Source organism: Enterobacter sp. FUJ80071 (assembly GCF_038739915.1).
Classification (GTDB): domain Bacteria; phylum Pseudomonadota; class Gammaproteobacteria; order Enterobacterales; family Enterobacteriaceae; genus Enterobacter; species Enterobacter kobei.
Genome location: NZ_JBBXKH010000001.1, coordinates 737,035 through 753,425, shown reverse-complemented (window position 1 = coordinate 753,425; position 16,391 = coordinate 737,035). Strand labels below are relative to the sequence as shown.

Annotated in this window: 15 protein-coding genes and 1 riboswitch; of the genes, 5 read left to right on the top strand and 10 right to left on the bottom strand. The window is 53.4% G+C overall.

Annotation, left to right across the window (positions count from 1 at the left end; all coding sequences use genetic code 11):
- Positions 1-5: 5 nt before the first annotated feature.
- The 7 genes from ftsL to leuO all read right to left on the bottom strand — a co-directional run bounded on the left by ftsL (position 6) and on the right by leuO (position 7,097).
- Entirely contained in the window at positions 6-371 is a 366-nt protein-coding gene (ftsL, locus tag AAER43_RS03555; protein ID WP_057057763.1) for a cell division protein FtsL, read from the bottom strand.
- Positions 368-1,309, bottom strand: a complete 942-nt coding sequence (gene rsmH, locus AAER43_RS03550; RefSeq protein WP_014882538.1) for a 16S rRNA (cytosine(1402)-N(4))-methyltransferase RsmH — start codon at positions 1,307-1,309, stop codon at positions 368-370. Before rsmH ends, ftsL begins: the two co-directional genes overlap by 4 nt.
- Before the next feature lie 2 nt (positions 1,310-1,311).
- Complete coding sequence (gene mraZ, locus AAER43_RS03545; protein WP_014882537.1) at positions 1,312-1,770, bottom strand: division/cell wall cluster transcriptional repressor MraZ; 459 nt, start codon at positions 1,768-1,770, stop codon at positions 1,312-1,314.
- Between the two features lie 598 nt (positions 1,771-2,368).
- Entirely contained in the window at positions 2,369-3,376 is a 1,008-nt protein-coding gene (cra, locus tag AAER43_RS03540; protein ID WP_050862972.1) for a catabolite repressor/activator, read from the bottom strand.
- Positions 3,377-3,555: 179 nt separating this feature from the next.
- Positions 3,556-4,047, bottom strand: coding sequence for an acetolactate synthase small subunit (ilvN, locus tag AAER43_RS03535; protein WP_014882536.1), 492 nt, complete (start codon positions 4,045-4,047; stop codon positions 3,556-3,558).
- A 1-nt stretch (position 4,048) separates the two neighbouring features.
- The gene (ilvI, locus tag AAER43_RS03530; RefSeq protein WP_050862971.1) at positions 4,049-5,773 is read right to left on the bottom strand and encodes an acetolactate synthase 3 large subunit; all 1,725 of its coding nucleotides are present in this window, start codon (positions 5,771-5,773) and stop codon (positions 4,049-4,051) included.
- A 379-nt stretch (positions 5,774-6,152) separates the two neighbouring features.
- Positions 6,153-7,097, bottom strand: coding sequence for a transcriptional regulator LeuO (gene leuO, locus AAER43_RS03525; RefSeq protein WP_032629721.1), 945 nt, complete (start codon positions 7,095-7,097; stop codon positions 6,153-6,155).
- A 793-nt stretch (positions 7,098-7,890) separates the two neighbouring features.
- On the opposite strand from leuO, the gene leuA reads away from it, so the two are divergent.
- The 4 genes from leuA to leuD are packed head-to-tail and all read left to right on the top strand — an operon-like array spanning position 7,891 to position 12,572.
- Entirely contained in the window at positions 7,891-9,462 is a 1,572-nt protein-coding gene (gene leuA / locus AAER43_RS03520; protein WP_014882534.1) for a 2-isopropylmalate synthase, read from the top strand.
- Positions 9,462-10,553 carry a 3-isopropylmalate dehydrogenase gene (leuB, locus tag AAER43_RS03515; protein WP_014882533.1) on the top strand — a complete coding sequence of 364 codons (1,092 nt, stop codon included), beginning with the start codon at positions 9,462-9,464 and terminating at the stop codon, positions 10,551-10,553. Before leuA ends, leuB begins: the two co-directional genes overlap by 1 nt.
- Positions 10,554-10,555: 2 nt before the next feature.
- Entirely contained in the window at positions 10,556-11,956 is a 1,401-nt protein-coding gene (gene leuC, locus AAER43_RS03510; protein ID WP_014882532.1) for a 3-isopropylmalate dehydratase large subunit, read from the top strand.
- A 10-nt stretch (positions 11,957-11,966) separates the two neighbouring features.
- Positions 11,967-12,572 (top strand): 3-isopropylmalate dehydratase small subunit, encoded by a 606-nt coding sequence (gene leuD / locus AAER43_RS03505; protein ID WP_014882531.1) that lies wholly within the window; start codon positions 11,967-11,969, stop codon positions 12,570-12,572.
- A 92-nt stretch (positions 12,573-12,664) separates the two neighbouring features.
- Here leuD and AAER43_RS03500 read toward each other — a convergent pair whose 3' ends face one another.
- The 3 genes from AAER43_RS03500 to sgrT all read right to left on the bottom strand — a co-directional run bounded on the left by AAER43_RS03500 (position 12,665) and on the right by sgrT (position 14,486).
- Positions 12,665-12,817: a Hok/Gef family protein gene (locus tag AAER43_RS03500; protein ID WP_010427008.1), complete on the bottom strand. Its 153-nt coding sequence runs from the start codon at positions 12,815-12,817 to the stop codon at positions 12,665-12,667.
- Positions 12,818-13,034: 217 nt separating this feature from the next.
- Complete coding sequence (locus AAER43_RS03495; protein ID WP_045134566.1) at positions 13,035-14,213, bottom strand: sugar efflux transporter; 1,179 nt, start codon at positions 14,211-14,213, stop codon at positions 13,035-13,037.
- 120 nt (positions 14,214-14,333) lie between these two features.
- Positions 14,334-14,486 (bottom strand): glucose uptake inhibitor SgrT, encoded by a 153-nt coding sequence (gene sgrT, locus AAER43_RS03490; protein WP_014882529.1) that lies wholly within the window; start codon positions 14,484-14,486, stop codon positions 14,334-14,336.
- 88 nt (positions 14,487-14,574) lie between these two features.
- On the opposite strand from sgrT, the gene sgrR reads away from it, so the two are divergent.
- Positions 14,575-16,230, top strand: coding sequence for an HTH-type transcriptional regulator SgrR (gene sgrR, locus AAER43_RS03485; protein ID WP_050862299.1), 1,656 nt, complete (start codon positions 14,575-14,577; stop codon positions 16,228-16,230).
- Between the two features lie 36 nt (positions 16,231-16,266).
- A riboswitch (TPP riboswitch) is annotated at positions 16,267-16,367 on the top strand.
- Positions 16,368-16,391 lie beyond the last annotated feature (24 nt).

Here is a 16,391-nt window from a genome sequence, read left to right as displayed (position 1 = left end):
TTCCCTTATTTTTGTACTACGATATTTTCCTGGGAAGGATCAACATGCTGCAGTTGCAGCTTTTCCGTTGCGATCCGTTCAACCCGGCTGTGATCGCCGAGCGCGTTTTCTTCAAGGATCAGATTTCGCCATTCAATATCCAGCGCATCGCGTTCCAGTAGCATCTGCTCGCGTTGCGCAGTCAATAAACGTGTATGGTGGGCTGTGGTGACCACCGTGACTGCCGTAACAATGATGCAAATGAACAGGCAGAGTGGCAGTTTCCCGAACCGCAAAAGATCGTCGCCGATCACGCCAGGCAAGGCATGGCGCTCGTTGCTTCCTAACGATCCCTTAACTTTGCTTAGGGTTTCTGTCACTCTGCTGATCATGCGTTCGTCCTCTCTGCAACTCGCAGCACTGAACTACGGGCGCGTGGATTCTCTGCCACCTCTTCTTCGCCCGGCATCAACTTGCCTAATGCTCGCAACTGACGACCACCCAGCTTCCTGAGTTGTTCTTCCGTCATCGGCAACCCCGCAGGAACCTGAGGACCGCGGCTTTGCTCACGCATAAAGCGCTTCACAATGCGGTCTTCCAGCGAATGGAAGCTGATGATGGATAACCGCCCACCCGGGGCCAGTACGTCGAGCGAGCTTTTTAGCGCCAGCTCTATTTCCTCCAGTTCACTGTTTACCCAGATGCGCACCGCCTGGAAGGTACGGGTCGCGGGATGTTTGTGCTTATCCTTCACCGGCGTCGCCGCCGCGATCACTTCGGCCAGCTCTTTGGTACGGGTCATGGGCTCAACGCGGTTGCGCTCAACGATGGCGCGCGCAATGCGCTTGCCAAAACGTTCTTCGCCAAAGGTTTTGATCACCCATGCAATATCCGCTTCGTCAGCGGTCTGCAGCCATTCGGCAGCAGACTGGCCGCGCGTCGGGTCCATACGCATATCCAGCGGACCATCACGCATAAAGGAGAAACCGCGTTCAGCATCATCAAGCTGTGGTGAAGAGACGCCAAGATCGAGAAGAATCCCGTCGATCTTGCCCGTCAGGCCGCGCTCGGCAACGTAATCGGCGAGCGCAGAGAAAGGTCCATGCACGATGGAAAAGCGAGGGTCATTGATGGTCTGTGCAACGGCAATCGCCTGCGGATCGCGATCAATTGCCAGCAGACGTCCTTCCTCTCCAAGCTGGGAGAGAATCAAACGCGAGTGACCACCGCGACCAAACGTACCATCAATGTAGATGCCATCCGGACGAATATTCAGGCCGTTCACGGCCTCATCCAGTAACACCGTTTTGTGTTTATAATTTTCCATCATATTTATAGAGACAAGTCCTGCAGCCGTTCCGATAAAGTTGCGGAATCGGACTGCTCAGCGTCGATATCTTCCTTGACCTGTTGATACCAGGTCGTTTCATCCCACAGTTCAAACTTGTTGAACTGCCCGACCAGCATCACTTCTTTAGTCAGACCGGCATGTTGCCGCAGCACAGGCGCAATCAGTAATCGCCCGGCGCTATCCATCTGACACTCACTGGCATGTCCCAATAACAGCCGCTGTACGCGGCGCTCTTGCGGGTTCATGCTCGACAGTCGCGACAGCTTTTGCTCAATAATTTCCCATTCGGGTAAGGGGTAAAGCAGCAGGCAGGGGGAGTTGATGTCAATGGTGCAAACCATTTGACCCGAAGCGTTCTCAATCAGCTGGTCGCGGTATCGGGTTGGCACCGATAAACGCCCTTTGCTGTCGAGATTGACTAACGTAGCTCCACGGAACATGCCAGTCTCACCCCTCCTCACCACTTTAACCCACAAATTCCCACCTAAAGGAGTTTACGGAGCGAGGGAAAAGCTTGTCAAGCCAGGACTCTCCCTATAAGGACCCGAAAGCCCTCTATTTACAGAGATAAACAGACCTGACTAATAACTGAACAACTGGCGAGGCAAAATTAACGTTATGAATATTTGTAAGAAAAAAACCGAATATGCACACTAGCGTTAAAGCTCACTCAATATCATCGCAGATAAATATAAAGTGTCAGTTTGCGACGCGGGCAGCATTTTATGACAGATTCTCAGGGGATAACAGCGCCAGATTCATTCAGACGCGTGGTTAAGGCGGCCGTTGCCACGCTGGCTGGTCAGGGTCCAGGAAAAACGTCTGAATATTCATCGACCGAAGCCGGTTTGTAACAAAATAATACAAAGATAGCGGTTTAAAATCGCTTTCAGGCTCCTTAAAGGGCAGTTTAAAAGCCAAAATGAATTAAGAAAATGAGGAGATTATGATCCTGCAGGAATTATCCTAATTTCATTGCGGGAATTAACTCAGCGAATTATTCCCGCAATAAGGGGCCGTTTTCACCGCCCCGTCATTTCATTTATGGCGGCTAAGAATTCCGCGATGATAGAGATTACGTTTGATACGTGTCAGACCCGGCTTCGGTTTTCTCGGCTCATCCAGGCTCGCCAGAACAATCTCCAGTACGCGTTCAGCCACATCACGGTGACGCTGTGCCACGGCCAGCACAGGACACTGCAGGAAGTCGAGCAGCTCGTTATCCCCGAAAGTGGCAATAGCCAGGTCGGAGGGAAGCTTACCTTCACGGCGCAGGGTCACATCCATCACCCCCTGCAAGAGTGCAAAGGATGTCGTGAACAGCGCCTGGGGCATCGGGTGCGTTTCCAGCCATTTCTCAAAGAGCTGCGCAGCGGCTTCACGTTCATAGCTATTGGCGTAGAGATAGTGAACTTCACGCGGATCGTCTTTCCAGGCGGTTCGGAACCCCTGTTCACGCAGGAAGCTCACTGAAAGTTCAGGCAATGCGCCAAGATAGAGTACCGTTTTAGCAGGGAAGGTTCTCAGCTCCGCGGCAAGCATTTCCGCATCATCCTGGTCGGCACCCACTACGCTGGTGAAATGCTCGCGATCGAGCGCACGATCCAGCGCAACGATAGGGAAAGGATCGTTCGCCCAGCGCTGGTAGAATGGATGCTCTGGCGGTAAGGAGGTCGATACAATGATGGCATCCACCTGGCGCTGGAGCAGATGTTCAATGCAGCGCATCTCGTTGTCCGGCTGATCTTCAGAACAGGCAATCAGCAACTGGTAGCCGCGCTGGCGAGCCTGACGCTCAAGATAGTTGGCGATACGGGTATAGCTGGTATTTTCCAGATCGGGGATCACCAGACCAATCGATCGGGTGCGCCCGGCGCGCAGGCCGGCAGCGACAGCATTCGGATGGTAGTTATGCTCACGAACCACCGCCATAACTTTTTCAACGGTTTTATCGCTGACACGGTACTGCTTTGCTTTACCGTTAATCACATAGCTGGCCGTTGTTCGTGACACGCCGGCTAGCCGGGCGATTTCATCCAGTTTCACAATTGCCCCTTAAAAAAAGAAAAGAGTCCATGGCCCTGTCAAGGTTATGGTTAAATCTTTTAACATCTAAACGCAGAAAAGCCTTCGCGGCAACCGCTTTTATCTGCGTTATTGGCTGATTACGCAAAAAAAAGCCCGGCTTTGGTGACCGGGCAGAAAGAGGCGAACCTTTTTGACAACTAACGCATGATTTTCTCGCCGCGTGACAGACCCACAACGCCCGATCTGGCCACTTCAACAATTTTTGCTACATCCCGCACGGACGCCAGAAAAGCGTCCAGCTTGTCACTGGTCCCGACCAGTTGAACCGTATAAAGAGAAGGCGTGACGTCAATGATCTGCCCGCGGAAAATATCCGCATTGCGTTTGACCTCTTCACGCCCGTAGCCGCTGGCCTGAATTTTTACCAGCATGACCTCACGCTCAACGTAAGCCCCCTGCCCCAGCTCGCTCACGCGCAGGACATCAACCAGTTTATGCAGTTGCTTCTCAATCTGCTCAAGCACTTTGGCATCACCAACGGTCTGAATCGTCATACGCGACAGCGTCGGGTCGTCCGTGGGGGCAACGGTCAGGCTTTCTATGTTATAGCCGCGCTGCGCGAAAAGCCCAATGACGCGCGACAGTGCGCCAGACTCGTTTTCCAGCAATACAGATAATATCCGGCGCATATCAGGTTCTCTCCGTTTTGCTTAACCACATTTCATCCATCCCACCGCCGCGAATATGCATCGGATAAACGTGCTCGGTCCCATCAACGATGACATCCATAAAGACGAGGCGGTTGTTTTTAACCTGCTCAAGCGCTTGTGCGAGCGACGATTCCAGCAAAGCGGGATCGGTCACCCGCATCCCCACGTGGCCATAAGCTTCAGCAAGACGAACAAAATCCGGCAGCGACTGCATGTATGACTGAGAGTGACGGCCAGAGTAGATCATATCCTGCCACTGCTTCACCATACCGAGATAGCCGTTGTTGAGGTTAAGCACCAGTACCGGCAACTCATATTGCAGCGCGGTGGAAAGTTCCTGAATGTTCATCTGGATACTGCCGTCCCCGGTCACGCAGACGACGGTTTCATTTGGCAGTGCCAGCTTCACGCCCAGCGCGGCAGGCAAACCAAAGCCCATCGTTCCTAACCCCCCCGAATTGATCCAGTGACGCGGTTTATCAAAGGGATAATAGAGGGCGGCGAACATTTGATGCTGACCCACGTCTGAAGTGACATAAGCGTCGCCTTTCGTCAGTCGCCAGACCGCTTCAATCACGGCCTGAGGCTTAATATGCTCACTTTGAGTGTCATATTTCAGACACTGGCGCGCGCGCCACTGCTCAATTTGCAGCCACCAGTCGCGGATCTCATCCAGCGGTTGAGTCGTGCTCTCCTGGGTCAGCAGATCCAGCATTTGCTCCAGTACCTGCCGGGCATCGCCGACGATAGGCACATCAGCTGACACCGTTTTTGAAATCGACGTGGGGTCGATATCAATGTGCAGCACCGTGGCGTTCGGGCAATACTTCGCCAGATTGTTGGTCGTACGATCGTCAAAGCGCACGCCGACGGCAAAGATCACATCGGAATGATGCATCGTCATGTTGGCTTCATAGGTACCGTGCATACCCAGCATGCCCAGCGCCTGACGGTGGGTGGCGGGAAACGCCCCGAGTCCCATCAGCGACGACGCAACAGGAAGATTGAGCTTTTCGATCAGTTCACGAAGCTGTGGCTCACACGCAGAATTGATTGCCCCACCGCCGACATAGACCACCGGTTTTTTAGCGGCCAGCAGCGTCTGCAGCGCACGTTTGATTTGGCCTTTGTGGCCCTGCGTGGTGGGGTTGTAAGAACGCATGCTTACCGATTCCGGCCAGACATAAGGCAGCTTGTTTGCCGGATTCAGGATATCTTTAGGCAGATCGACCACCACCGGTCCCGGACGTCCGCTTGCCGCCAGCCAGAATGCTTTTTTCAGCACGCCAGGAATGTCTTCGGTTTGCTTAACCAGGAAGCTGTGCTTCACAACGGGACGCGATATCCCGACCATGTCGCACTCCTGAAATGCGTCGTAGCCAATCAGTGAGGTTGCCACCTGCCCGGAGAGGACCACCAGCGGAATAGAGTCCATGTACGCGGTCGCAATGCCGGTAATAGCGTTTGTCGCACCGGGTCCCGACGTGACTAACACCACGCCCACTTCCCCCGTCGCACGCGCCAGGCCATCAGCCATATGCACCGCCGCCTGTTCATGACGTACAAGGATATGGTCAATGCCGCCTACCGTATGCAGTGCATCATAAATATCAAGGACCGCGCCGCCAGGATAGCCGAACACTTGTTTCACGCCCTGATCGATAAGCGATCGGACGACCATTTCCGCGCCAGACAACATCTCCATGCTTTGCCTCCAGGCATTTTGTTTTAGACGGACCGCCGAATTCATTTCTGCACCGTCTTGCGATCGGGATGAACCCGTCTTCTATTAGCTGAGTGATACTTACCTTAACCGCTCGTTATGAGGCAGGCAATTAGCAAACCCGGAGAGCGAAGAGGCAGTGAAAGCAGAAAAAACAGACATTGCCAGAGGATATGGTTAATTCATCTGAAATTAGAGGAGGAGATGATAAATCATCGTTGAAAAGCGCGATGATTCAGGAAATCATCTATTTTTACAGGTCTGGCAACCGCCAGAAAAGATTCAGAACAGAATAAAATAGCAGTTAACAAAACAAAACCAGGATAAACCACATGCAAAGATGCAATTTATCCTGACCTGATTAACGGCGGCAGATGCTGATAAGTAATTCTTCCATCCACTGATGCCCTTTATCCCGTCCCGCAGCTTCATGCCAGGAGAGATAACAGGTACGGCTATTAAGCTTAAGCGGCAGAGGCAAAATTTGCAGATTTAACGCGTCAGAGAACTCTTCCGCCAGCCAGCGCGGTGCAATAGCCACCAGCTGCGTCTGGGAAACGACGTTTAATACGCTGACCATAGCCATTCCTTGATATGCCACGCTCGCCTGTTTATCTGCTGTGTCGTACCACGGCAGACTAAATGAGGCATATCTGTCGAGCGCAACCACGGCATGTTGTTCGCTATAAACATCACTTTCACGTAGCGGAGCATTCAATCGTGGATGTTTTTTACTGGCAACCAATACCATTTCATCTTTAAACAACGGCACGCACGAAAATTCAGGGCGACGGAACTCTTCGTATCCAAGGACAAATTCGGTTTCCTGGTAACGTAACTGGTGTTCTGTATTTTGATTTAAGGATGATTTGAACACCAGATTAATATTTGGCGCAATCTCTTCAACCTTATTATAAATAATAGATGTCAGATAATTATCTAACGGGCTGCAGACGCAGAGATGGAATACGCGTTCACTGCTTAGCGGTTCAAAACCCGAGCCCGGCAGCTCATTTTGCACCAGTTGCAGAGCCTGGCGAATAGAGCCGAACAGCTGGAATGCCCGCGCAGTAGGCTGAATCCCTCGTCCGTAGCGAACGAATAATTCGTCGTTGAACATCACCTTAAGCCTGGCAACGGCATTACTCACGGCAGGTTGTGACATCCCCAACGCTTGCGCCGCCCGGGTGATATTCTGCTCCTGCATGACAGCATCAAACACCGTCAGTAGATTAAGATCCACCGTGCGTAGCTGGGGTTTAATCCCATCTGTAACTTGAGGTTGTTTAATATTATTTTCTGACACTTCTGACTCCACTGTCACGCTACACAGCACGTCCTTCGCCGACGCATTGTAATAATCCCGAAAAATATGATTTACCATGCCAATACGTCCAACAAAAGAGAATTGTTTAAAAATCGGAATATATAAAGATCACGCGATAACACACAAATAAAAACCGGCATAACAGATATATTTGACTTTATAGTTAGAATGAAACCATAAACCAAGTCAATACACAATGGTCATCTGGTTAAGGATGACTTAAGTATAATTAAACTGTTATCGACTTTGCGTATACTTACGTTAATAATCTGTTATTCCCATTCATTCACGGCCAGAGAGAAAGAATGCCTATGCCAATGGTAAATCAATGATATTAAATACTTTAAAAAGAAAACATCCACGACGAAAAATACATATTTCAAAATACCTGCTAAATGTACTTATTTCTGCAAATGTTTTTTGAGTCCAATTTTAGACAATTCATATAGCCTGAAAAGCAAAATCCAGCACAATAAGCTAAAGCCTATAACCTGTCTGTTCAGTCTGTCGGAACCGTTTTTACCGTCAGGGGTTGACATGAACAGCCGTATCCAGTACCACTAAAAGTATATTGAATTTAACGGAGCACGATTCATGACACGCACCCATCGTTTCACCGGTCTACTACTACTAAACGCATCTTCTGTGCGCGGTAGACTGGCGGGCGAAATTCAGCGTTGAATCGTCACCAGTAAGACTAAAAACCCGCGCCACTGCGCGGGTTTTTTTATGCTCGTAGCAAGGCGCCCTAAGACTGACAAGGACCTAACCCATGAGCCAGCAAGTCATTATTTTCGATACTACTTTACGTGACGGTGAACAGGCATTACAGGCAAGCCTGAGTGTAAAAGAGAAACTGCAGATTGCGCTGGCTCTCGAGCGAATGGGCGTCGACGTCATGGAGGTGGGGTTCCCGGTCTCTTCTCCGGGTGATTTCGAATCCGTACAGACCATTGCGCGCACCATTAAAAATAGCCGCGTCTGTGGCCTGGCACGCTGTGTAGAGAAAGACATCGACGTTGCGGCCGAGTCGCTGAAAGTGGCCGAAGCCTTCCGTATTCACACTTTCATTGCTACTTCGCCAATGCATATCGCAACCAAATTGCGCAGCACGCTGGATGAGGTGATTGAACGCGCGGTGTATATGGTTAAGCGCGCACGTAACTATACCGATGACGTTGAATTCTCTTGCGAAGACGCGGGCCGTACGCCAATCGAAGACCTGGCGCGCGTTGTGGAAGCCGCCATCAACGCGGGCGCGAAAACCATCAACATCCCGGACACCGTCGGCTACACCATGCCGTTTGAGTTCTCAAACATCATCACCGGCCTGTATGACCGCGTACCGAATATTGATAAAGCAATTATCTCCGTCCACACCCACGATGATTTAGGGCTGGCGGTGGGCAATGCCATCGCCGCTGTCCACGCTGGTGCGCGTCAGGTAGAAGGCGCGATGAACGGTATCGGTGAACGCGCGGGCAACTGTTCGCTGGAAGAAGTGATCATGGCGATCAAAGTGCGCAAAGACATCATGAACGTGCACACCCGCATCAATCACAACGAAATCTGGCGCACCAGCCAGACCGTCAGCCAGATTTGCAACATGCCGATCCCGGCCAACAAAGCGATTGTCGGCACGGGTGCGTTCGCGCATTCCTCTGGTATCCACCAGGACGGCGTACTGAAAAACCGCGAAAACTACGAAATCATGACCCCGGAATCTATCGGTCTGAACCAGGTGCAGTTGAACCTGACCTCCCGTTCCGGCCGCGCTGCGGTGAAACACCGTATGGAAGAGATGGGTTATCAGGACAGCGATTACAACATGGATCAGCTGTACGACGCATTCCTGAAGCTGGCCGACAAAAAAGGTCAGGTGTTCGACTATGACCTGGAAGCGCTGGCCTTTATTAACAAACAGCAGGAAGAGCCAGAGCACTTCCGTCTGGATTACTTCAATGTGCAGTCCGGCTCCAGCGACATCGCCACCGCCTCGGTCAAACTGGCCTGTGGTGACGAGATTAAAGCCGAAGCGGCAAACGGTAACGGCCCTGTCGACGCCATCTATCAGGCAATCAACCGCGTCACCGAGTACGACGTTGAGCTGGTGAAATATGACCTGACGGCGAAAGGGCATGGTAAAGACGCTTTAGGCCAGGTGGATATCGTCGTCAATTACAACGGTCGCCGTTTCCACGGAGTGGGTCTGGCGACGGATATTGTCGAATCCTCCGCGAAAGCAATGGTGCATGTCCTGAACAACATCTGGCGCGCCGCTGAAGTCGAAAAAGAGTTGCAACGCAAAGCTCAGAATAAAGAGAACAACAAGGAAACCGTGTAATGTCGAAGAATTACCATATTGCTGTGTTGCCGGGTGACGGTATTGGCCCGGAAGTGATGGCACAGGCGCTGAAAGTACTGGAAGCCGTTCGCTCGCGTTTTGCGATGAAAATCACCACCAGCCATTACGACGTGGGCGGTATTGCCATTGATAACCACGGTACGCCGCTGCCAAAAGCCACCGTCGAAGGCTGCGAAAATGCCGACGCCGTGCTGTTTGGCTCCGTCGGTGGCCCAAAATGGGAACACCTGCCGCCGGCTGAGCAGCCAGAGCGCGGCGCGCTGCTGCCGCTGCGTAAACACTTTAAGTTGTTCAGCAATCTGCGTCCGGCGAAGCTCTACCAGGGGCTGGAAGAATTCTGCCCGCTGCGCGCGGATATCGCGGCCAACGGTTTCGACATTCTCTGCGTACGCGAGCTGACCGGCGGAATTTACTTCGGTCAGCCAAAGGGCCGCGAAGGCAGCGGCCAGCATGAAAAAGCATTCGATACCGAGGTATATCACCGTTTCGAAATTGAACGTATTGCCCATATCGCCTTTGAGTCGGCGCGTAAACGCCGTCATAAAGTGACCTCCATTGATAAAGCAAACGTGCTGCAGTCGTCCATTTTGTGGCGTGAGATCGTCAGCGAAGTCGCGAAGCAGTATCCGGACGTTGAGCTGTCGCATATGTACATTGATAACGCGACCATGCAGCTGATTAAGGATCCCTCCCAGTTTGACGTGCTGCTCTGCTCTAACCTGTTCGGCGATATCCTGTCTGACGAGTGCGCGATGATCACCGGCTCCATGGGGATGTTGCCATCCGCCAGCCTGAATGAAGAAGGCTTCGGGCTGTACGAACCTGCCGGGGGCTCCGCACCGGATATCGCAGGCAAAAACATCGCCAACCCGATTGCACAGATCCTCTCCCTGGCTCTGCTGCTGCGCTACAGCCTTGATGCAGGTGATGCAGCAACCGCAATTGAAAACGCCATTAACCGGGCGTTAGAAGAAGGCGTCCGTACCGGTGATTTAGCACGCGGCACGGCAGCAGTCAGTACTGATGAAATGGGCGACATCATTGCCCGCTATGTCGCTGAAGGGGTGTAATCATGGCCAAAACCTTATATGAAAAGTTGTTTGATGCACACGTTGTCTACGAAGCACCAAACGAAACCCCACTGCTGTATATCGACCGTCATCTGGTACACGAAGTGACCTCCCCGCAGGCATTTGACGGCCTGCGTGCGCACAAGCGTCCCGTGCGTCAGCCGGGAAAAACCTTCGCGACGATGGATCATAACGTTTCCACTCAGACCAAAGACATCAATGCGTCGGGTGAGATGGCACGTATCCAGATGCAGGAACTGATCAAGAACTGCAACGAATTTGGCGTGGAGTTGTACGATCTGAACCACCCTTATCAGGGCATCGTCCACGTGATGGGGCCGGAGCAAGGGATTACCCTGCCGGGCATGACCATCGTCTGCGGTGACTCTCATACCGCAACGCACGGCGCGTTTGGCGCGCTGGCGTTTGGTATCGGTACGTCTGAAGTGGAACACGTTCTGGCGACGCAGACCCTGAAACAGGGCCGCGCCAAAACCATGAAGATTGAAGTGAAAGGTAAAGCCGCACCGGGGATCACGGCGAAAGACATCGTGCTGGCTATCATCGGCAAAACCGGCAGCGCAGGCGGTACCGGTCATGTAGTGGAATTTTGCGGCGACGCTATTCAGGCGCTGAGCATGGAAGGTCGTATGACCCTGTGCAACATGGCCATTGAGATGGGCGCCAAAGCAGGCCTGGTGGCACCAGACGAAACGACCTTCAACTATGTGAAAGGTCGTCTGCACGCGCCAAAAGGCCAGGATTTTGACGATGCGGTCGCGTACTGGAAAACCCTGAAAACCGACGACGGGGCAACCTTTGACACCGTTGTCACGCTGCAGGCAGAAGAGATTGCGCCTCAGGTGACCTGGGGCACCAACCCGGGTCAGGTGATTTCCGTTAACGACAGCATTCCTGACCCGGCCTCCTTTGCCGATCCGGTCGAGCGTGCCAGTGCGGAGAAAGCGCTGGCCTATATGGGACTGAAGCCCGGTGTGCCGTTGACCGACGTGACCATTGATAAAGTCTTCATTGGATCCTGTACCAACTCCCGTATCGAAGATTTACGTGCTGCTGCAGAGATTGCTAAAGGCCGCAAAGTTGCGCCGGGCGTGCAGGCGCTGGTGGTTCCCGGTTCCGGTCCGGTGAAGGCTCAGGCAGAAGCGGAAGGGCTGGATAAGATCTTTATCGAAGCAGGTTTTGAGTGGCGTTTGCCGGGATGCTCCATGTGTCTGGCCATGAACAACGACCGTCTGAATCCAGGCGAACGTTGTGCTTCCACCAGCAACCGTAACTTTGAAGGCCGTCAGGGCCGCGGTGGGCGTACCCATCTGGTCAGCCCGGCAATGGCCGCCGCTGCAGCCGTTACCGGCCATTTCGCCGACATTCGCAGCCTGAAATAAGGAGACAATCATGGCAGAGAAATTTACCCAACACACAGGCCGGGTTGTCCCCCTGGATGCCGCTAACGTCGATACTGACGCCATCATTCCTAAGCAGTTTTTGCAGAAAGTGACCCGCACCGGTTTTGGTGCACACCTTTTCAACGACTGGCGTTTCCTGGATGACAAAGGTGAAGTGCCTAATCCAGAATTTGTTCTGAACTTCCCGGAATACACAGGCGCGTCCATTCTGCTGGCGCGGGAAAACTTTGGCTGCGGTTCTTCGCGTGAACATGCTCCCTGGGCGCTCACCGATTACGGCTTTAAGGTGGTTATCGCCCCGAGCTTCGCGGATATCTTCTACGGTAACAGCTTCAACAACCAGCTGCTGCCGGTGACGCTGAGTGACGAACAGGTCGATGAGCTGTTTGCGCTGGTTAAGGCGAATCCGGGCATGGCGTTTGAAGTGGATCTGGAAGCGGAAGTGGTTAAAGCGGGTGAGAAGACCTACAGCTTCAGCATTGATGCATTCCGCCGTCACTGCATGCTGAACGGTCTGGACAGTATTGGTCTGACGCTCCAGCACGAAGACGCCATCTCAGCGTACGAGAAAAAACAGCCTGCGTTTATGGGCTAAAGGCAATGGCCCGCGAAAAGCGGGCCATTGATAAGGGTGCGTTGAGGCTCAACCACTCTGGAGAGGCGGGGAAACCTTCCCCGCCAATACCGCTAACGTTTTGCTTCGTAAGCCAACACTGCTGCCAGCTCTGTTTTCTCCTGTCTGAAATGCAATTCACATAGCGAATCACGCACCATCCAGGTGAAGATCAACAGCGTCGTACAGATCAGAAACAAACCTAACAGCAGAGTACGTTTTGGCATTCCAGCCTCCTTATTGCTTTTCGGCAATGAAGAGACTAACCTCGCAATGTGGGTTGTGAAGTTGGTCTCCCCATCAGTTTTATTGATGTGGGACTCTCCACTGTTTGCCTCTTGCGAAAGCCTGAGGCAAACAGCCTCAAGCACCCGCCACGCACTCTATGCGCCTTCTCTTCATCTGTCAGAAAGTCGTTTCATTTCGTGAAGCCGCCTTCCAGAATCAAACATCCTTAACCCGGCATGTCAGCCCAAGTGTGATGACCGAAATCGCGGCAATCATCCAGTAAACCGAGGCATGTCCGTAGCTCTGCGCCAGCGCTCCCTGAATCACCCCCGCCAGAATGACGCCTGTCGAAATGCTGTTGGTGAAAAGCGTGGTCGCCGAGCCAGCGCGTCCCGGCATTAAGTCCTGGAACCAGAGCATGCCGATCCCGGCCACGATCCCGATGAATATGGCATTGAACAGCTGCAGCGCCAGCAGTGCTTCGCGCGAATGGAAAAAGATCAGCCCAAGGTAAAACAACACCCCGGCGGCAACCGCAACCACCATCATTTTGCGTTTACCGAAGCGCTTTACGTAATACCCTGCAAGAATCATCGCCGGAATCTCCAGCCCGGCAGCCGTTCCCATTAAGATCCCGGCGAGCTTGTCCGGCAGACCGAGATCGCTGCTGATCCACAGTGGCATATCAATGATGTACATGGTATTGCAGGTCCACATCAGCGTGGAGGCGATAAACAACATACGGACGTTTTTGTCCTGCCAGCCGCTCACTTGCGTAATCGGCTTATCCGTCGTCTGTTCGACGCGCGCCACAGACGGTAGCACGAAGGCAATCAGCGCCAGGCTGATGGCAAAAATGGCCGCGGCAATGGAGAACATGGCGGTAAAACCGTAGTTCAACGCCAGCATGAAGGCCAGCGGCGGGCCGATGACCCATGCAAGTGAAAGCTGAGCACGCATCACCGAGCTGAACATCACCACTTCCCGCGCGGAGTTATCCGCGTATTCTCGGGCCAGGGCGAAAAGCTGCGGCATGGCGGTATTCGCCAGCGATGCCAGCAGGACGCCGCAGGTAATGAGCGTCAGGTAATGGCGATTGAACGCAAAGAGTAGCGCGTTGCCCACGGCCATGGCGCAGCAAAAGAGGATCAGCTTGCGGCGATCGCCCTGGCTGTCCGATCGTTTCGCCAGCGCGAGGCTGACCAGGATCCCGGCAATGGCGTTAACGGTGTAAAACAGGCCGACCCAAAACGGCTGCGCCCCCACCTCGCGGCTGAGGAACAGGCTCAACGTCGGCGCCTGCAACGCCCCCGCCACGCCCATCATAAAGGCTACCAGCATAAAAGCGGCATATACGCCATTCAGGCGGCGCCCCATCGTCATCAACCACAGCATACGCAAGTCCTTGTGAAAGCGAATCGAAATTGGGTGAAAGAATAAACGAAAAAAGCCAGCAAAAACATTTTGCTGGCGGGTGATAAACACCAATACTCAGTCACACATGATCGAGGCGAGTTAGCGGGAAGAGGTCGGTTTCGTAACGTCCCACTGCATCAGTTCTTCTAACATTTTCAGCCGCTGCTCTGCACACCGGCGGGCCAGCCAGGACGCTCCTTTTGTCGCTGAAAAGTACTGCTGATAAAACTGACGTGCGGTAGACCTCTTCATAATTTACCTCCTCACTTCATCGGGGAGAATTATTGGCCTAATATAGGGATAAATAAATTGCTGGTTTTTTGTCAGGAGTTCCCCTTTTATGCCTTCTGGTCGTCTGCAACAACAATTTATCCGCCTCTGGCAGTGCTGCGAGGGGCAATCGCAGGAGACCACGCTCAACGAGCTGGCTGACCTGCTCAATTGTTCGCGCCGTCATATGCGCACGCTGCTTAACACCATGCAGCAGCAGGGCTGGTTAAGCTGGGAAGCGGAGGCAGGACGCGGGAAGCGCTCACGTTTGACCTTTCTCTATACCGGTCTGGCGTTGCAGCAGCAGCGCGCGGAGGATCTGCTGGAGCAGGATCGCATCGACCAGCTGGTGCAGCTGGTGGGCGACAAAGCCGCCGTGCGCCAGATGCTGGTCTCACATCTTGGACGTAGCTTTCGTCAGGGCCGCCACATTCTGCGGGTGCTCTACTACCGTCCAATGAAAAATCTGTTACCCGGCACGGCGTTACGGCGTTCTGAAACCCACATGGCCCGGCAGATTTTCAGCGGCCTGACGCGGATAAATGAGGAAAATGGGGAACTGGAAGCGGATATCGCGCATCACTGGCAGCAACTTTCCCCGTGCCACTGGCGCTTCTTCTTACGCCCCGGCATCCACTTTCACCACGGTCGCGAGCTGGACATGCGCGACGTCATCGCCTCTCTGGAACGTGCCCGCAAGCTACCGCTTTATTCACACATTTCCCGCGTCCATTCCCCGACGGCATGGACGCTGGATATTGAGCTGTCGCAGCAGGACAAATGGCTTCCCTGGCTGCTGGGCTATGTGCCGTCGATGATTTTGCCCGCCGAGTGGGAGTCGCTGAACAATTTCGCCAGCCTGCCGATTGGCACCGGCCCCTACTCCGTGTCCCGCAATAACAACAACCAGCTGAAAATTCGCGCGTTTGATGACTACTTTGGCTATCGGGCACTGATCGACGAAGTGAACGTCTGGGTATTACCGGATCTCAATGAAGATCTCAGCTGCGGGCTGACGCTGGAAGGCCCCACCTCGGGAGAAAAAGCGGTGGAGAGTCGTCTGGAGGAGGGATGCTACTACCTGCTGTTTGATAGCCGCACCCACCGCGGGGCAAACCAGGCCGTTCGTCAGTGGGTCAGCCACGTGCTGTCCCCCTCCAATCTGATCTACCATGCGGAAGAGCAGTACCAGACATACTGGTTCCCGGCGTACGGCCTGCTTCCGCGCTGGCACCACGCCCGCCCGGCGCACTGCGACAAACCTGCCGGGCTGGAGTCCATCACCCTGACCTACTACCGCGAGCACGTGGAGCATCGTTTTATCGCCGGGATCATGGCCAGGCTGCTGGCAGCCGAAGGCGTGACGCTGGAGATCAGAGAAGTGGACTATGACGAATGGCACCGGGGGGAGATCGTCAGTGATATCTGGCTAAACAGCGCCAACTTCACCCTGCCGCTCGATTTCTCGCTCTTTTCTCATCTGTATGAGATCCCGCTGATCCAGCACTGTATCAACCGTGACTGGCAGCAGGACGCTGCCCAGTGGCGCGCTGGCGACATGAATCTTGCCGTGTGGTGCCAGCAATTGCTGGCTGAACAGGCGATTGTACCTCTGATACACCACTGGCTGATGATCCAGGGTCAACGCAGTATGCGCGGTCTGCGGATGAACACCCTGGGCTGGTTTGATTTCAAATCAGCCTGGTTTGCGCCGCCGGAGCCATAACGCTTTCGTAATATTCACCAAATCATTACAATAGCGCCGTTCTCAACGGGGTGCTGCATCACAGATGTGCGCTGAGATAATACCCGTCGAACCTGATCCGGATAACGCCGGCGAAGGGATTTGAGGCTGTCTCTCAAAATCCTTTGCCACTCAACCCTGAG